At 69.2% G+C, this 16,626-nt stretch carries 15 protein-coding genes; 7 read left to right on the top strand and 8 right to left on the bottom strand.

The window, feature by feature from the left end:
• Positions 1-562 precede the first annotated feature (562 nt).
• Positions 563-1,912 carry an HNH endonuclease signature motif containing protein gene (locus tag E1288_RS04370; RefSeq protein WP_132481035.1) on the top strand — a complete coding sequence of 450 codons (1,350 nt, stop codon included), beginning with the start codon at positions 563-565 and terminating at the stop codon, positions 1,910-1,912.
• A gap of 391 nt (positions 1,913-2,303) precedes the next feature.
• Here the strand turns inward: E1288_RS04370 and E1288_RS04365 are convergent, their stop codons facing one another.
• Complete coding sequence (locus E1288_RS04365) at positions 2,304-2,699, bottom strand: hypothetical protein (RefSeq protein ID WP_132481032.1); 396 nt, start codon at positions 2,697-2,699, stop codon at positions 2,304-2,306.
• 150 nt (positions 2,700-2,849) lie between these two features.
• Between E1288_RS04365 and E1288_RS04360 the strand changes: the two genes are divergently transcribed.
• On the top strand, positions 2,850-3,431 hold the full coding sequence (locus tag E1288_RS04360; RefSeq protein ID WP_132481029.1) for a peroxidase-related enzyme: 582 nt from the start codon (positions 2,850-2,852) through the stop codon (positions 3,429-3,431).
• A 6-nt stretch (positions 3,432-3,437) separates the two neighbouring features.
• Here the strand turns inward: E1288_RS04360 and E1288_RS04355 are convergent, their stop codons facing one another.
• Positions 3,438-3,932 carry a MarR family winged helix-turn-helix transcriptional regulator gene (locus E1288_RS04355; protein ID WP_132481026.1) on the bottom strand — a complete coding sequence of 165 codons (495 nt, stop codon included), beginning with the start codon at positions 3,930-3,932 and terminating at the stop codon, positions 3,438-3,440.
• A gap of 85 nt (positions 3,933-4,017) precedes the next feature.
• Here E1288_RS04355 and E1288_RS04350 point away from each other — a divergent pair, with 85 nt between their 5' ends.
• From E1288_RS04350 to E1288_RS04340, 3 genes are all read left to right on the top strand, one after another.
• A complete protein-coding gene (locus E1288_RS04350; protein ID WP_132481023.1) occupies positions 4,018-4,752 on the top strand; it encodes an SDR family NAD(P)-dependent oxidoreductase in 735 nt (244 codons plus the stop codon).
• 440 nt (positions 4,753-5,192) lie between these two features.
• Positions 5,193-6,269, top strand: a complete 1,077-nt coding sequence (locus E1288_RS04345; RefSeq protein WP_132481020.1) for a tryptophan dimethylallyltransferase family protein — start codon at positions 5,193-5,195, stop codon at positions 6,267-6,269.
• A gap of 33 nt (positions 6,270-6,302) precedes the next feature.
• Positions 6,303-7,679 carry a tryptophanase gene (locus tag E1288_RS04340; protein ID WP_132481017.1) on the top strand — a complete coding sequence of 459 codons (1,377 nt, stop codon included), beginning with the start codon at positions 6,303-6,305 and terminating at the stop codon, positions 7,677-7,679.
• Positions 7,680-7,738: 59 nt separating this feature from the next.
• Here the strand turns inward: E1288_RS04340 and E1288_RS04335 are convergent, their stop codons facing one another.
• The 4 genes from E1288_RS04335 to E1288_RS04320 form a co-directional block, all read right to left on the bottom strand.
• The gene (locus E1288_RS04335) at positions 7,739-8,281 is read right to left on the bottom strand and encodes a GTP-binding protein (RefSeq protein ID WP_408012912.1); all 543 of its coding nucleotides are present in this window, start codon (positions 8,279-8,281) and stop codon (positions 7,739-7,741) included.
• Between the two features lie 85 nt (positions 8,282-8,366).
• Positions 8,367-8,726 (bottom strand): DUF742 domain-containing protein, encoded by a 360-nt coding sequence (locus E1288_RS04330; RefSeq protein ID WP_093259859.1) that lies wholly within the window; start codon positions 8,724-8,726, stop codon positions 8,367-8,369.
• A 2-nt stretch (positions 8,727-8,728) separates the two neighbouring features.
• On the bottom strand, positions 8,729-9,145 hold the full coding sequence (locus E1288_RS04325) for a roadblock/LC7 domain-containing protein (RefSeq protein WP_132481011.1): 417 nt from the start codon (positions 9,143-9,145) through the stop codon (positions 8,729-8,731).
• Positions 9,146-9,182: 37 nt separating this feature from the next.
• Complete coding sequence (locus E1288_RS04320) at positions 9,183-11,684, bottom strand: sensor histidine kinase (protein WP_132481008.1); 2,502 nt, start codon at positions 11,682-11,684, stop codon at positions 9,183-9,185.
• A 479-nt stretch (positions 11,685-12,163) separates the two neighbouring features.
• On the opposite strand from E1288_RS04320, the gene E1288_RS04315 reads away from it, so the two are divergent.
• Complete coding sequence (locus E1288_RS04315; RefSeq protein WP_235883327.1) at positions 12,164-12,994, top strand: polysaccharide lyase; 831 nt, start codon at positions 12,164-12,166, stop codon at positions 12,992-12,994.
• Between the two features lie 27 nt (positions 12,995-13,021).
• Here the strand turns inward: E1288_RS04315 and E1288_RS04310 are convergent, their stop codons facing one another.
• Both E1288_RS04310 and E1288_RS04305 read right to left on the bottom strand, forming a co-directional pair.
• A complete protein-coding gene (locus E1288_RS04310; RefSeq protein ID WP_132481005.1) occupies positions 13,022-14,161 on the bottom strand; it encodes a hypothetical protein in 1,140 nt (379 codons plus the stop codon).
• Positions 14,152-15,681: a sodium:solute symporter family protein gene (locus E1288_RS04305; protein WP_132481002.1), complete on the bottom strand. Its 1,530-nt coding sequence runs from the start codon at positions 15,679-15,681 to the stop codon at positions 14,152-14,154. The genes E1288_RS04310 and E1288_RS04305 overlap by 10 nt, the downstream gene beginning before the upstream one ends.
• 145 nt (positions 15,682-15,826) lie before the next feature.
• Between E1288_RS04305 and E1288_RS04300 the strand changes: the two genes are divergently transcribed.
• Positions 15,827-16,615: an IclR family transcriptional regulator gene (locus E1288_RS04300; RefSeq protein ID WP_132481124.1), complete on the top strand. Its 789-nt coding sequence runs from the start codon at positions 15,827-15,829 to the stop codon at positions 16,613-16,615.
• Positions 16,616-16,626: the final 11 nt, after the last annotated feature.

The raw sequence follows: 16,626 nt of genomic DNA, 5'->3' as shown, positions 1-16,626 counted from the left end.
TTGGGGGGGTGTTCGTGGGGCGGGATTTGGTGTTTTGCTGGGGTGTTGTTCGGGGTTGGGACCTTTAGAGGTTCCGTGTGCCTTTGGGGCCATCCCCGCGATGGGTGGATCGTGGGGGCTGCGCGCCGGAAGTCAAGCCCGGCCTGGCGGCCGCCCCTTCGGGGTTTCAGGCTTGACATCCGACCCGCAGCCCCAGAGCGGCTTTGTATCGCGGGGATGGCCCGGAGTGGGCTAGCGGATTGGCGGCTTGCGTTGCGGGGCGGCCGTTTTCGGGTCGGCCGGGGCTGGTGGGGTTTTGGTTTCGGGGTGATCCGTCGCAGGGAGTGGGCCGTTGTGGGGATGGCGCGATTTCGTGGGAAATCGACCGCTCGGAAGCCGGGCGCATGGCACGCATGGCCGATGGTGGCGCGGTGGGTTTCGTGGTGGATGAGGTCGCCTTCGGCGTGTCGTGACACTTTCCCTTGGCACGTCGTGGTTTTCGCCGCTTTCGGCGGGGTGTTTCACCTGATCAAGCGACCATAAAAACAGTGCGAACACAAGTTCGAACCAGGAGAATGGAGGTATGACACCGCTACTGAACACCCAGGACACGACTGTGCAGGCCATGCCCGCACAGTCAGCGGTGTCATGCACCGATGCCGAGCTCGCGGCCCGTATCCAAGAGCTAGAAACCGAGATGCGGATGCTGATGTGGGAACAGCTGCAATACATCGCCGAGGCCGACCACCGGGCAATTCACGCCGAGACCACCGCCCGATCGCTGCAAGTCTGGTTGCAGGGACTGCTCAACATCGACCCGCGTGACGCGAAAACGCGTGTCACAGTCGCCCGCAATATCGAGGACCGGCAAACCTTCCACGGCGAGCTCATGCCTCCTGACCTCCCCGACACCGCCGCCGCCCTGGCCGAGGGGGCGATCGGACTGGAGCACTCGCGTGTCATCGTCAACGGCATCCGGCGGTTGCCCGACTACGCCCACTGCCACCAGGTCACCGACGTCGAAACAACTCTCGCCGGGTACGCGCGGACAATGTCGCCGAGGGAACTGGAGAAACTCGCCGAACGCATCCGCTACCTGCTGGATCAGGACGGTGCCTACCGCGACGAGGAAGCCCAGCACGAAGCACGCGAGTTGCACTACGCGACCACCCGGGACGGCATGACTGTCATCAAGGCGAAGCTGGACCGGGAGACGGGTGCGAAGTTCGCCGCGCTCATGCAACCGCTGGCCGCGCCCCGGCCCGAGATCGATGGAGAGAAAGATCCCCGCACTGCGGGGCAGCGCAACGCCGATGGGTTCGCAGCGTTGCTGGATTTGGCGCTGGACCACGACGGGATGCCTCGTACCGGCGGGCAACGGCCGCAGATGACCATCGCCATCGACTTCGACGACCTCAAGCGAGGCTTGGAGGTCATCGGCGAGGACGGCATGCCCGGCACACTCAACACCGAACGCGCCATCACCGCCCACAACGCACGCCGCATCGCCTGCGACGCCGAAATCCTGCCCATCGTCCTCGACGGCCACAGCCTCCCACTGGACGTCGGCAGGACGAAACGCACCGCGCCCACTCACATTCGAGCCGCGTTGCTTCGGCGTGATGGCGTGTGCGCCTTCCCCGGGTGCGACCGCCCGCCAGGGACTCCGGAAGCGCACCACGTCGAGCACTGGGTCGACGGCGGTGCCACAGACCTCAACAACATGATCATGCTCTGCGCACACCACCACCGCACACTCCACAACCAACGCTGGGACATCACCATGCACGACGGACGACCCGAATTCATCCCACCGCCCACAGTGGACCCCAGACGAACACCCAGACCAGGCGGCACAGCACTGCCCACCCAACACCGCGAACACCTCCGGGAACTCATCCCCCCACCACGGGACCCGGCGGGCGAATCGTGACGCCTGAATGCAGTTCAGATCGTTCCGGGTGGCGCTTGAGGCTTACTAGAGCGTCACTCGAGCCAATGACGCCGAGAACAGCAACGGGCCGTCCAGCAGTCCTTAACGCTCCGCAATTCGAACATAGTGACGAGAAGATCAGAATGGCGTCCTGATCAATCCGAACCGTGGCCCTCTTGCAAGATCGGCCGACACTGTGGTCGTGACGATCTTGTCGCTCGCGCGCTTCTCCTTGATCAACGGCCGGTCATTCGTCACCGCATAGGAAAAAAGATCTCTACGGCCGTCCGGGACCAGCTTTGCGAGCCTCAAGCAGCACCGGCGCACTGCCGATGTTCAGCAACCTGGGCAGTGCTCGCCCGCGCCCTCGATGTGACTGGGCGGGTGGCGGTCAGCGGCGCGGGCCGGGACGGCCACCTGCGGGGCGCTGCTGCTGCCTGGACCCCTGACCTGCCGGGTTGCGGCGCGGTTGGTTGGCGACGCGCGTTGCGCTGTTTCGGGCCGTGCCTCCGCGCGGGGCTGCCGCGCGCTGGGGCGGGGCCTGGCGCGCCGGCCTGCGGGCGGGCTCTCGGGCGGGCTCGCGGCGGCGGGGCGGTTCGGGTTCCGGCTCACGTCGCGGGCGGTAGGACTTGCGGCGGCTGTTCACCCACAGGTCGAAGCCCACCAGCACCAGTGCGCCGATCAGCAGCATCAAGCCCAGCAGTGGCACTCCGATGAGCGTCGTCACGAGCGCCAGGACCAGCATCGGCACCACGGGGATCCAGACGAACCGATCGATCCGGCTCATGACCCCCGAAGAACCGCCGCGGTCCCCATCACGTGCCATCAAGACTCTCGCTTCCACTCTTCGCCCCTGGCCGGGGAAGTCTACCGGAGCCCGTCCGGCATCAGCCCCGACGCCATCGACTGCTCGCCGCCGCAGTAATACCGTGCCTGCATGGGCAAAGAGATCAGCAGGTTCGGGTCGGTTCGGTTGACAGACCTCCCCGAAGACCTCCGGGACCGGATCGGCGCCATCGCTGAGAAGTCCGGGTTCGTGCCCAACGTGTTCCTCGCGCTCGGCCACCGGCCCGCCGAGCTTCGCGCGTTCTGCGACTACCACGACGCGCTGATGGAACGCGACTCCAGCCTGTCGAAGGCCGAGCGGGAACTCGTCGTGGTGGCCACCTCGGCTGCCAACCACTGCACGTACTGCGTCGTCGCGCACGGCGCGATCCTCCGGGTGCGGGCGAAGGACGACCAGCTCGCGGACCTGGTGGCCGCGAACCCGTGGGGAGCGGCGCTGAGCGACCGGCAGCGAGCCATCGTCGACCTCGCCCTGTCCGTCGCGCAGGATTCGGCGCGCTTCGGCGAGCGCGAGCTCGCTGCGGCCCGCGCTGCGGGATTGTCCGACGACGAGATCTGGGACATCGGCGCGATCACCGCGTTCTTCGCCATGTCCAACCGGCTGGCGCACCTGATGGCGCTGCGCCCGAACGACGAATTCTTCCTGATGGGTCGCGTGCCCCGGGAGAAGTGAGTCGCCTCAGTCCCGGCTCATCTGGGCCAGCAGGTCGCGCAGCAGCCCCTCCAGCTGTCGCTGATCGTCCACCGGCATCCCGGCGAGCAGCTGCCGCTCCCGGCCGATCAGCACCTCGATGTTCCGTTCGATGACCTCGTGCCCACGCGGCGTCAGCTCGACCGTCACCGTCCGCTTGCCGGACGCCGACCGCTGCGACCGCACCAGGCCCGACTCCTCCGCCCTGGTCACACGCTGCGTGATCGCCCCTCCGCTGACCAGGCAGTTCTCCGCGATCTCGGCCGGGCTCAGCCGGTACGGCGATCCGGCGCGGCGCAGCGTGGCGAGCAGGTCGAGGATCGCGTTGTCGATGCCCAGCTCCGCCAGCACCCGGCGCCGCTCGTCGGTCAGCAGCTTGGCTATGCGCAGGATCCTGGCGACCACACCGATGGAGTCCACCGGCATGCCCGGGCGTTCTCGCGCCCACTGGTCGACGATCTCGTCCACGGCGTCGCTGCTCATGCACCCAGTCTAGATCGGTTGTCTTTAGGCCTAAAGAAGAGCTAGCATCGGGTCATTCTTTAGACCTAAAGAACTAGGAGGAAGCATGCCTCGCAATGCAGTGATCACCGGCGGTGGGACCGGGATCGGCCGCGCCGCCGCCTCCCGCCTGGTGGCCGCCGGCGATCAGGTCGTGCTGCTCGGACGACGCCCCGAGAAGCTCGCCGAGGCGGTCGCCGAACTCGGCGCGACCGCGCGGGCGGTGCCGGTCGACGCCACCGATCCGGCCGCCTTGCAGGCCGCGCTGGGCGAGCTCCCCGAGCGGGTCGACGTGCTGGTCAACGCCGCCGGCGGGAACACCGATCTCGTCGACGGCGCTCCGGCCGCGAACGACCTCAAGGCCGTTCGCGACTCGTGGTCGGCCAACTTCGAGGCGAACGTGCTCAGCGCCGTGCTCGTCACGCACGCCCTGCTGCCCCGGCTCGCCGACGACGCCCGCATCGTCAACCTGGGCTCCGTCACCGCGCGATCCGGGCAGGGCAGCTACGGCGCCGTCAAGGCCACATTGGAGCCCTGGACGTCCGAACTGGCCTTCCAGTTCGGCGCCCGCGGCATCACCGCCAACGTCGTCTCCCCTGGCCCGACCGAGGGCACCGACTTCTTCCGCGGCGGCGACTTCCCCGCCGCGCGCAGGGAGTTCGTCGCCTCGCGGTCCGCCGACGGCCGGCTCGGCCGCGTCGACGAGGTCGCCGCACTCATCGCATTCCTGGCCTCGCCCGAGGCCTCGCACATCACCGGTCAGGTCCTGCACGTCAGCGGCGGCATGCACCTCGGCCGGTGACACCGGCGGCCCCGGCGGGACGGGTCGACCGCCGGGGCCGACCCGGATTCCGGATTGCAATTGTCGAGATTGTCGACATTACGACAAATTCATTGTTGACTTGGCCAACCAAACGGGCGTGAACACGGTCTTCCAGAACGGTCAAGTCGAGATGAACTTCGAAATAGTTACCAGCCGTGGTTAACGGTAGTTCCAATTGGAGTCCCTAGCAGTTTCAATCTGCCTGGTGAACCTTAGTTTCATTACAAGTTGATCTCGGAGATGCGTCCGCGAGCTGCCGTAACGCTACGTATTCGCTTCGAGTTCCGCCAGGCGGATTGGGAGATGTGAAAGATCACCCTGCGAGGGGTGGCGAGCCTGGAACCGGCGTATTATCGTGACCGGCCGTCACTTGAATCCGAAACTTGTCGCATGACGAAATCGCACGGATCGGGGTTCCAATGCGCGCTGTCGATGCCACGCTGGGTGAAGTAGCCGGAAACCAGTTGCAGAACCTCTGTCGCATAGTGGGCATCGACGAGACCGATCCCGTCCGCTTACTCGGGGACGTCCTCTCCGCCACCCGGTCCAGACCGCTGTCCCAGCCTCCCCTGTGGCCGTCCGATGTGGCCGACGACAACACCCCCGTCGAGTTCTCCGTCCAGTTCGAGGACAACGGCTCGCGGCACCTCCGGATCCTCGCCGAGACCATCCCCGCCGCCCCCGGCCCCGCCGCGAACCTGCAGGCCGCCCGCGACCTGATCGACGCCCTGGCCGGCCGGTACGACCTGTCCCTGGACCGGCTGCACTCCGTGCAGGACCTCTTCTCCAGCGCCTCCCCGCAGGGCAAGTTCTCCTGGTGGTTCTCGCTGATCTTCACCCCCGACGGCGCGCCGAAGTTCAAGGTGTACTTCAACCCCGGCGTGTGCGGCGCGGAGTCGGCCCCGCACCTGGTGGAGGAGGCGTTCGCCCGCCTCGGCCTGCCCGAGGCCTACTCGACGATCAGCAAGTACGCGCTGCGACGCGGCGAGCTCGACCGCCTGACGTTCTTCGCCGTCGACCTGGACCACAGCCCGCAGTCGCGGGTGAAGCTCTACGTCAGCCAGCACGCCGCGCGGCCCGCCGACGCCGAGTTTGCCGCCTCCGCCGTGCCCTGCATCGACCCTGGGCTGGCGCGCGCCCTGTGCTCGGTGCTCGCCCCCGGCACCGAGGTCTTCACCGGCCGGCCGCTGATCTCGAGCTACTCCTTCGTCGAGGGAGACCACGAGAAGCCCAGCAACTACAGCCTCTACCTGCCGATCCGCGACTACGTGCCCAACGACGCCGTCGCGCGGGAACGGGTGCAGCAACATCTCCGCATGCACCGCATCGACCCGGCCGTGGTCGATGAGGTGATCGATGCGGTCACGGATCGGCGACTGGAGGACAACGCGGGCCTGCTCGCGCACGTGTCGCTCCGGCTGAGCCCGAACCGCACCGGGACCACCGTGTACGTCTCCTCCGAGGCGTACGGCGGGACGCCCCGGCGGGACCGGTAACCCACTCCGAATCCACTTAGGAGCAACGCGAACATGCCGCACCTCCGCCCATTCGTCGCCGCCGTCGTGCGGCCGATCCCGATCACCACTCGGGAACAGCGGATCCAAGAACTGGACCGCGCCGGGCACAACCCGTTCAACATCCAGGCCGACCGGGTCAGCATCGACCTGCTGTCCGACTCCGGCACCGGCGCGGTGTCGGTCGACCAGCAGGCCTGGGCTCAGCGGGCGGACGAGCGATACGCGGGTGCGGAGTCGTACTACCGGTTCCGCGAATCGGTGCGCGACATCGTGCCGTACCGGCACGTGCTGCCGGTGCACCAGGGCCGGGCCGCCGAGCGGGTGCTGTTCACCGCGCTGCTCGGCCCCGGCAAGATCAGCCTCAGCAACACCCACTTCGACACCACCCGGGCCAACGTGGAGCGGCTCGGCGCCGCGGCCTGGGACCTGCCCTGCCCGGAGGCGCAGGACCTCGACGCCGACCTGCCGTTCAAGGGCAACATCGACGTCGAGGCGGTGCGCAACGTCCTCGCCGGACCGGACGGCCACCGCGTCGGGCAGATCCTGGTCACCATCACCAACAACGGCGGCGGCGGGCAGCCGGTGTCGATGGCCAACCTGGAGGCGATCAGCGCGGTCGCCCGCACGCACGGCGTGCCGCTGATCCTGGACGCCGCCCGCTTCGCCGAGAACGCCTGGCTGGTCACCCAGCGGGAGCCCGGCTACGAGCAGTGGAGCCCGCGGGCCGTGGCGCGGCGCGCGTTCGAGCTCGCCGACGGCGCGGTGGCGAGCCTCAAGAAGGACGGCCTGTCGCCGGAAGGCGCGTTCATCGGCCTGCACGACACCGACCTGGCCGACCGCTGCGAGGTCGACATCATCGCCACCGAGGGCTTCCGCACCTACGGCGGCCTCACCGGCCACACCCTCGAGCAGCTCGCCCAGGGCCTGCGCGAGGTGCTGGACCCGCACTACCTCGCCGACCGCGAGCGGGAGGCCGCGTTCCTGGCCGACCGCGCGCGCGAAGTCGGGGTGGACACGGTGCGCCCGTCGGGCCTGCACGGCATCTACCTCAACGCGGGCCGCCTGCTGCCGCACCTGCAGCCGCGCCACTTCCCCGGCCACTCGCTGGCCTGCGCGCTGTACCGGGAGGGCGGGATCCGCGCCGCCGAGCTGGGTTCGCTGTACCTCGGCGAGCTGGACGCGAACAACGAGCTGGTCACCCCGGCGCCGTTCGAACTCGTCCGGCTGGCGCTGCCGCGCCGCGTCTACGACCACAGCCACCTGGAGTACGTGGCCGACATCCTCGCCGGGATCGCCAAGAACCCCGAGCGGGTGCCGGGCTACCGGATCAGCCACGCGCCGCAGGTGCTGCGACACTTCCGCTGCCGCACCGAACCGATCGCGGTCTGAACACCGAAAAAGGGGCGTGGCCGGGATCTTCCCGGCCACGCCCCTTTTTGCCGCACACCTCAGCCGACGTCCGCCGGCGCCCGGTCGATCGCGTGGCGCACCAGCGTGATCAGCGAGTTCTTCGCGAGCTCGCGGTCCCGGGCGTCGCAGATCACGATCGGGACCTCCGGCGGGATGACCAGCGCCTCGCGCACCTCCTCCGGCTCGTAGTGGTACGCGTCGTCGAAGATGTTGACCGCCACCACGAACGGGATGCCGCGCCGCTCGAAGAAGTCCACCGAGGCGAACGCCTCTTCCAGCTTCCGGGTGTCGACCAGCACGACGGCGCCGACCGCACCGAGCGCCAGGTCGTTCCACAGTGGCCAGAACCGGTTCTGGCCCGGCGCGCCGAACAGGTACAGCACGATCTCTTCCGAGATGGTGATGCGCCCGAAGTCCAGCGCGACCGTGGTGGTCTCCTTGCGCTCGACACCGGTGAGGTCGTCGACGCCTTCGCTGGCGACGGTCATCTCCTCTTCGGTGGTCAGCGGCGGAATCTCGCTCACCGCACCGACGAGGGTCGTCTTCCCCACCCCGAAACCGCCCGCGACCACCAGCTTCACGGGAATCGGCGCCGCGTTGGACTCGCCGCTGCGGTCGGACGACGAGCCGCCGTCTCTGTTCTGGGGTGACCGGCCTCCGGCCAATCTAGAGTCTGCAAAGCCCACGGTAAACCTGCTCCAAGATGTCTCGGCTGACTTCTGTACGAGGCGAGCGCACGAAGACGGCGCCATGGTCGAGCAGGTCGCCGCACAGGACCCGGACCACGCCCAACGGCTGGGTCAGCATGACGCTCAGCTCCGCCAGCGACACCGGACGCATGCACGCGTCCAGGATCAGCCGGTGCTCGGGGGCCAGCTCCAGCCTCGGTGCCTCCGGACGCGGCTCGGCGGTGATCACCTGCGTCGCCGTGTCGAGCCGCGTGTGCTTGCCGGGGGTGCGACCGCGCGTGATCGTGTATGGGCGGACTATCGGGCCCGCTTCATCGTCATACCACGCCTCGTCCACGGTCAGAACCTTTCCGCCGCCACGCCGCGAAGTTCCCGCGGAGCGGCCGACAAGAAGGTGCCAACCCGGGTGATCAGCCGGCCCATCTCGTAGGCCACCAGTTCGATGTCCGCCTCGGACGCGCTGAGCACGGCCAGGCAGGCGCCGTTGCCGGCGGCGGAGATGAACAGGAAGCCGCGCTCCATCTCGACGTGCGTCTGCGCCACCACGCCGCGGCCGAAGTCCTTGCTGACGCCCTTGCCGATGCTGCGCATGCTCGACGACGCGGCCGCCAGCTTGTCGGCGGAGTCGCGGTCCAGCCCGGCCGACTTGGCGATCACCAAGCCGTCGTTGGACAACACGACGGCGTGGTCCGCGCCGTGCACGCCCTGCACGAAGTCGTCCAGCAACCAACTCAGTTTCGAAGCTGTTTCGGTCATGCCCACCTCACACACACTTGCTTTTTGTCTGGTCTGCTCACGAGCGGTCGTCGGGCGTGTCGCCGAAGCCGCCTCGGAACGCCCGCCGGAAGCCCGCCAGCTTGCTCGGAGAGGCGACGATGGCCTGCTCCTCCTGGTCCGGGTCCTCCCGCAGCCCATCCGCGAGATGGGTCTGCGGCACGCGCTTGGGCAGCGGCGGACGACCGCCCGCGGCCCGCCGCCGTTCCGACGAAGGCATCGGGGCCGGGGCCGGAGTCGGCTCCGGCGGCAGGGGCTCGAACTGCGTCGTGGCTGGGTTCGCTTGCGGGATCGGCTCCGACACGGGCCACTCGTAAGTGGTTTCAGCCGGTTTCGGCTCCGGTGCCGAGGGCGCTTGGGTGGGCTGGTCGGTCATGACACCATTCCAGCTCAACTCCCGCGGCCGCGGCACCACCGCCGGTTCGGCGAGTTGGTGTTTGCCGCCACTGTTGGTGTGACCGCCACCACTCCCGTTGCCGTTCAGCGCGGCGTTCCCACCGTTGCTGGGCGGCGGGAACGCGCCGCCGCCGTTGCTGGTGGTGACCGCCGTGTCGGCCTCCAGGATGCGGTCGGGGAACAGCACCGTGGCACGGGTTCCGCCGTAGGCCGAGATGCCGAACTCCACGGCGATCTCGCGGCGGTGCGCCAGTCGCGCGGCGGTGAACAGGCCCAGCTGCTCGGCCTTGTTGTTCTCCAGCACCAGCCGGTCGAACTCCGGCGGCTCGGACATCATCGAGTTGGCCCGGTCGCGGGTCCCCGGGTCCATGCCGAGGCCCTGGTCGGCGATGTCGACGGCGACACCGCGCGCCACCGCGGTGGCGTCCACGTGCACCTGGGTGTTCGGCGGCGAGAACGCGGTCGCGTTGTCGATCAGCTCGGAGATCAGGTGGATCGCGTCGCCGACGGCGGCGCCGTTGACCATCACCTCCGGGACGTGCCCGATGACCACGCGCGAGTACTGGTCGATCTCGGAGACCGACGAGCGCAGCACGTCCATCAGCGCGACCGGCCGGCTCCACCGGCGGCCCGGCTGCTGGTCACCGAGGACCAGCAGGTTCTCGACCGTGCGCCGGGCGCGGGTGGTCGAGTTGTCCAGGTCGAACAGCTTCGCCAGCTGCGCGGAGTTCTCCTCGTTGCGCTCCAGCTGGTCGATGGTGCCGTGCATGTGCCGCAGCAACCGCTGGATTCGGTGCGCCATGCCGACGAACACCACTCGCGCGCCCTGCCGGGCCCGGGTTTCACCGACGGCCGCGGTGACCGCTTCCTCCTGGAACAGCTGGATAGCTTGCGCCACCTGGCCGACCTCGTCGGTGCCGTAGTGCGCCAGCGGGACCATCTCGGTCTCCACGTTGACGGACTCGCCGTCGCGCAGCCGGCGCACGACGTCGGGCAGCTTCTCGGCCATCGCCAGCGACTCGGTGCGCAGGTCCTGCAGCCGGGTCAGCAGCGCCTCGTCGACGACCGTGCGGTAGACGCGGCGGGCGAAGAGGAACGACACGACCGCGACGGCGAGGGCGGCGAGGCTGCCCCACAGCACGTTCCACAGCGTGGCCGTACCGCTGGCGACACCGCCCTGCGAAACCTCGTCGGCCTGCTTGAACACCAGGTCGGACATGCCGGCGCCGACCTCGTTGGTGATGCGCTGCCATTCGTCCGGCCGCACCGGCGGGTTGCCGCCCTTGAACGAGCCCCCGGCGATGATCCGGTTCTCGGCGTCGATCAGCTGCTTCCAAGCCGGGCTTTCGACCAGGCGCTGGTAGTCGGCCTGCACGCTGGGCAGGAGGCTGTTCGCGTTCACCGCCATCGTCGTGTGGTGGGCGTCGATGTAGCTCACCAGCAGGCGGTACTGGTCGGGCGTCAGCTCATTGGCGGTCATCGCGGGGCCGACCAGCGCCGCTTCCCGGGAGAACATGTCGGAGGCCCGGAACAGCGAGGTCGCGGCGAGACCGCCCTGCAGCGTTTCGGGGTCCGGCACGATCCGGGACTGGACGTCGAACAGGCCGGTGGCGGTGTCGAACAGCCCGTTGTAGAACTCGTTGATCTCGTTGGCCGAGGCCTGGCCACTGGAGATCCGGGCACGGAGGCCGGGCAGCCGTTCGAAGTAGCCGGTCAGCTGTCGCATCGGCTGCTGGACTTCCACCGGGGCCGAGTCGATGAGCGAACTGGCCTCCGCCTGCATCGCGGCCAGCGCCTCGTCGGTTTCCTTCTGCTGCGCGGCGAGTTCGGGGCCGCCGGTGCCGGGCCGCGTGATCACTTCGAGGCTGCGCAGGCGTTCCCGCTGCACGTGGTCCAGGGCCGTCACCGCGGGCAGCGACATCTGCCGGACGCTGGCGGCGACCTGCTGGGTGTAGATGGCCTCGAAGGCGAACAGCGAGCAGCCGAAGACCCAGAGGACGCCGACGACGACCCACGGGATGGCGACCGCCCACGTGAGCCGGGATCTGATCGAGGTGTCGGAGCGTTTCGCCCGGCGTCTCCTCGCTTCTCCAGGGGGTGCGAAAGACTCGTTTTGGGTTGTCACTTCCAAGCACTTTCCATCGTCTTGCCTCGCCCGCGCCCGGGCGAAGCGATCTGAACGTCGTGCGGACGCGTGTCATGGCGCAGTGGTATCGGCGGGGCGCTCCTCTCCACTTCCACGTCCGTGTCCCCCTGGTGCGAACGCACTGTATCGGATCAAGATCACTCGATCGAGATCGGATTCACGCGTTCTAACCGTAACTCCGAGCACATCGCGTATACATCGTGAAAGTTCACCGAACCGACCCTGTTCTGTAACCGGATCGGTGGCGGTTGTTGCTGGATCGGTCGAGCACGATGCCCTTCGCTGAGTCTCGCCAATGCCGCGATCACATTCTTGAACGGCACGGAAATTCGGGTCGGAAACTGTTGCCGGGCTTGACCGATCGCCCTTTTCTGGTGTCTGCTTTGCGATTGCCGGGGTTCTCCCGGCAGACCGCACCGCCGCCCGGTCGACGTCGAATCGGATGCGAGGTGTACGACGTGACCAAACGACGTGCTTTCCGGCGGACGAGCGGTCTCGCCGGGTTGTCGCTGGCGGCCGTGCTGGCGCTGGCCGCCCTGCCCGCGGCCGCGGCTCCCGGCGCCCCGGCGGCCGAGCCGTGGACCGGCGGATTCGCCGATTTCCCCGGCGATTCCTGGAAGCAGCAGTGGGGGTTCGTCGCCGAGGGCGACTGGGGCTTCGACCGGATGCAGCCGCAGGGCGAGGAACTCGACGTGTTCTACGGCAAGGGCTCGTCGGCGCCGTCGTGCGGTGACTGCCCGAGCGAAGGCGGCGGGCAGTTCTACACCGACTTCCGCTCGATCGGCCGCGACGACCTGGCCGACGCCGCGGTCCTGAACCTCAGCTACCAGGTGCGATTCCCCAGCGACTGGGACTTCGGCGAACGCGGCGGCAAGCTGCCCGGCCTCTACGGCGGGCCACCCGGCCAGGCCAGCGGCGGCCAGCACGGCGACGCGTGGTCGACCCGGTACATGTGGCGGATCCGCAGCGACGAGCCGAAGGCCACGGTGTACGTCTACGACCCGTCGCAGGGCGACGGCTACGGCAAGGACGTCGGGCTGGGCTCGTGGGCGTGGCAGGCCGACGGGCAGTGGCACACCGTGGAGCAGTCGGTGGACCGCAGCAGCGGCACCATCGCGATCCGGTACGACGGCCAGGAGGTGCTGCGCGAGCAGGGCATCCAGGACGTCGCCGGAATCCCGTTCTCGGGAATCTTCTTCTCCACGTTCTTCGGCGGCCACGACACTTCTTGGGGCCCGAGCCGGGATGTGCACGCGCAGTTCCGCGACTTCCGGGTGAGCGCCGGCTGATTCGCAATTCGCGCGGCAATTCCCGGCTCACGTCGGCCGGCCGTGCGCCTGCTCGACGGCTCGGCGCAGGTCCGGCCAGCGGGCGGGCCCGGCCAGCCCGAGGTGGTAGAGGTGCAGTTCGGTGGCGCCCGCCCGCCCCAGCTCCCGGACGTACCCGGCGATGTCGGGCACTTCGGGCCCGGCAGCCGTCACGTAGGCGCCGATGTCCACTGCGGCCGGTATCGATCCGGCCGTGGCGGCGACGTTCGCGACCGTCGGCGCGCCCGGCACCCAGCAGGGCAGCACGACGGCGTCGACGTCGTGGGCGGCCTGCGGGGTGAGCCCCGGCAGCGCTCCGGTCACCCACGGGTCGATCGCGCCGTGCAGCACCACGCGGCGGTCGCCGCCGATCTCCTTGAGCACGTCCTGCCGCAGCCGGTCGGTCGCCCGCTGCCGGGTCGACAGGAACGCCGCGCGGAGTTCGCCGGGCAGCCGGTCCTCGGTGGCGGTGAGGTCGCCTTCGGCGATGAGCCGCCGGACCTCCTCCCGCAGCAGCGCGCGGGCGGCCTCCGGCAGCACGTCGTGCTCGGCCCAGCCGGCGGCGCACGCGGCGCAGCAGCACACCGAAAGCAGCCGGGCCGTGGCGGGCGACCACACCGCGTCGGTCTTCTCGTGCTGGTGCTGGTGGATCGCGCCGAGCTGCCCGCACGCCTCCAGCACGACGGACCGGACATCCAGCTCCGCCAGGGATTCCGCGGTCAGCCGGGCGGCGAACGCCCGCACCTCCGCCTGCGCAGGGCACAACGCCCAGGGATAGATCTCCCCGAAGCAGTTCTGCACCGCGAACTCGGGAAACTCCGCGCCCAGCAAGGAGTTGTGCGTCAGCACCAGCCACGCGGCGGCCGGGATCCCGGCCGCCGCCAGCGCACGGATCGCGTCTCCGGCGCTGTCGGCGGAGTCGACCCAGTCGGCGGGCGCGGGGCGCAGCCTGCCCCACCCGTCGCGGATCGGCCGGTAGAGCGCCGCGTACCGTGCGGTGACGCTGGTGCCCTGCTTCGACCACGGCGTCGCGGCCCGCGCGCTGTGGTAGGACACCGCGACCGCAACCTCGTCGACGCCGAGATCCCGCACCCGGTCGGCGAATTCCGGCCCCACGTCCCACGGATAGGCGTAGCCCGTCACGTGCACGTCAGCCCACCTCCGCCAGCGCGTCCAGGCTGGACGGTCGCCGGTGCGGCCGCGGCCGACTCCTGGTCCAGGGCTTCGAGCATCTCGTCGACCCGCTCGGTGCGCTCCGAGGCGACCAGGCCCAGGCCGACGTACAGCGCCAGCGACACCAGGATCGGGGTGGCGACGGTGGCGGTGGGTCCGGCGTCGAGGCCGTAGTAGAGGACGCCGTAGGTGAGCAGCCCGCCGGCCCAGGACGCGATGGCCGCCCGCGAGCCGCACCGCCGGAACCACGGCAGCATGCCCAGCAGCAGCGGCACCGAGATCGGACCCATCAGCGCGGCGACCCAGGAGACCACGATGGACAGCACGCCGCCGAGGTGCTCAGCCTGGGTGGCCACGACCATGCTCAGCGCGATGAAGCCGAAGGTGGCGATGCGGCCGGTGCGCAACCGCTGGAACTCGTCGAACCCGCGCGCCTTCCGCCACAGCACCGGCAGCATGTCGCGGGTGATCACCGAGGAGATCGCGTTGGCGTCCGAGGCGACCATGGCCATGGTGTGGGAGAACATCCCGGCCAGCACCAGCCCGATCATGCCCGGCGGCAGCAGCGCTTGGGTCATCGCCGCGTACGAGGTCGTCGGGTCGGCGAGGTCCGGCACGAACAGCGGCGCGGCGAACATCGGGAACATCAGCACCAGCGGCCAGACCAGGTACAGGGCGGCGGAGAGCACCGCGCCGCGCCGGGCGGCGCGGGAGTCGGGCGCGGCCATGTAGCGCTGCGCCAGGTTCCACATCCCGCCGTTGTACTCCAGCGTCTTCACCAGCACGTACACCAGCAGGAACACCGTGGTGTACTGCCCGGTGACCGGCGAGGTGTGCCCCGCTGGCAGCCGGTCCCAGAGCGTCCACAACCCGGAGACGCCGCCGAGTTCGGCCAGCACCGCCCAGATCATCACGATCCCGGCCGCCGCCTGGATGACGAACTGGCCGAAGTCGGTCAGCGCGTCGGCCCACAGCCCGCCGGCCGTGCAGTACAGCAGGGTGACGGTGCCGGTGATGACGATGCCCCAGATCAGCGGCAGCCCGGCGAAGGAGTGCAGCAGCACCGCCACCGCGAACCACTTGGCCGCGACGTCGAAGACCTTCAGCGACGAGCCGCTCCAGGCCAGCACCTGCTGGGTGGGGATGTTGTAGCGGCGGGCCAGGAATTCCAGCGGCGACGCCACGCCGAAGCGGGCGCGCAGGCGGTTCCAGCGGGCCGCGAACAGCCACGACCCGATGGCCACACCGATGCCGATGCTGGCGAATCCCCAGAAGTAGACCGTGATGCCGTCGGTGTAGGCCACGCCCGCGTAGGCGACGAACAGCACGGCGCTGTAGCCGGACATGTGGTGCGAGATCCCGGCCAGCCACCAGGGCATCCGGCCGCCGGCGATGAAGAAGTCCTTGTCGGTCTTGACCCTGCGGTGCGACCACCAGCCGATGACCAGCATCAGGCCGAAGTAGCCGCACACCGTTGTCCAGTCGAGAGCATGCACTGGGCCGATCCTTCCGGCGTTCACATACTTGAATGGATACTGGGTTGTGAATTAATTCGACTATCGGAAATCTGCCGGAGGACGCTAGTATGACCGCGATCACATGTCAACCGGCGTCTGGGCGCTGCCCGGGGAGGAGGTCGGCATGCCGGCCCGCATCGCCACCGCGACGGACTCGGCCGGGGTGAAGTCGGCGCGACGCACCATCGAGCTGCTGGAAACCTTCGCCGGGCACGAATCCTGGCTGTCGCTAGCCGAACTGCACGCCCGCACCGGCATCCCGCGCTCCAGCCTCCACGGCTTGCTGCGCACCCTGCTGGAAACCGGCTGGCTGCAGGCCGACCGCACGGAAACCCGCTACCGGCTCGGCATCCGCACGCTGATCTGCGGCACCGCCTACCTCGACCGCGACCCGGTGGTGCCCTACGCGACCGAGGCGATGGAGCAGGTCCGCGAGCAGACCGGGTTCACCGCGCATTACGCGCGCCGCAACGGCAACGAGGTCGTCTACCTGGAAAGCCGGGAATCCCGGCGCTCGGTGCACCTGATCTCCCGCGTCGGCCGCACGCTGCCCGCGCACGCCACCGCCCTGGGCAAAGCACTGCTGGCCGAGCTGACCCGCGACGAGGTCGCCGCGCTCTGCGCCGGTCCGCTGGCCGCGCTCACCGCGAACACCATCGTCGAACTCCCTGCCCTGCACGCGGAATGCGCATTGATCCGCGACCGCGGCTTCGCCGCGGAACTGGAGGAGGGCACCACTGGGATCCGCTGCGTGGCCGCCGTGGTGCCCTACCGCATCCCCGGCACCGACGCGATGAGCTGCTCGATGCCCACCGACCAGGCCACCGACGCCGACGCCCGGCACGCCGCCGAGCTGCTGGTGCGCACCACCGCCGAACTCGGCCAGCGCCTGCGCCGGGCCGGAATCCGCTGAACGCAGAAGGG

The sequence above is a fragment of the Saccharopolyspora elongata genome (assembly GCF_004348985.1).
Classification (GTDB): Bacteria; Actinomycetota; Actinomycetes; order Mycobacteriales; family Pseudonocardiaceae; genus Saccharopolyspora; species Saccharopolyspora elongata.
Note: the sequence above shows the minus strand (reverse complement) of the source record. Positions and strands in the feature narration are given on the sequence as shown.

What these genes read in the sequence shown, in the direction of transcription:
- E1288_RS04365 (WP_132481032.1), bottom strand. Translation starts at nt 2,699, where the DNA reads ATGAGCCGGATCGATCGGTTCGTCTGGATCCCCGTGGTGCCGATGCTG.
- E1288_RS04360 (WP_132481029.1), top strand. Translation starts at nt 2,850, where the DNA reads ATGGGCAAAGAGATCAGCAGGTTCGGGTCGGTTCGGTTGACAGACCTC.
- E1288_RS04325 (WP_132481011.1), bottom strand. Translation starts at nt 9,145, where the DNA reads ATGACCGAAACAGCTTCGAAACTGAGTTGGTTGCTGGACGACTTCGTG.
- E1288_RS04340 (WP_132481017.1), top strand. Translation starts at nt 6,303, where the DNA reads ATGCCGCACCTCCGCCCATTCGTCGCCGCCGTCGTGCGGCCGATCCCG.
- E1288_RS04350 (WP_132481023.1), top strand. Translation starts at nt 4,018, where the DNA reads ATGCCTCGCAATGCAGTGATCACCGGCGGTGGGACCGGGATCGGCCGC.
- E1288_RS04355 (WP_132481026.1), bottom strand. Translation starts at nt 3,932, where the DNA reads ATGAGCAGCGACGCCGTGGACGAGATCGTCGACCAGTGGGCGCGAGAA.
- E1288_RS04370 (WP_132481035.1), top strand. Translation starts at nt 563, where the DNA reads ATGACACCGCTACTGAACACCCAGGACACGACTGTGCAGGCCATGCCC.
- E1288_RS04345 (WP_132481020.1), top strand. Translation starts at nt 5,193, where the DNA reads ATGCGCGCTGTCGATGCCACGCTGGGTGAAGTAGCCGGAAACCAGTTG.
- E1288_RS04300 (WP_132481124.1), top strand. Translation starts at nt 15,827, where the DNA reads ATGCCGGCCCGCATCGCCACCGCGACGGACTCGGCCGGGGTGAAGTCG.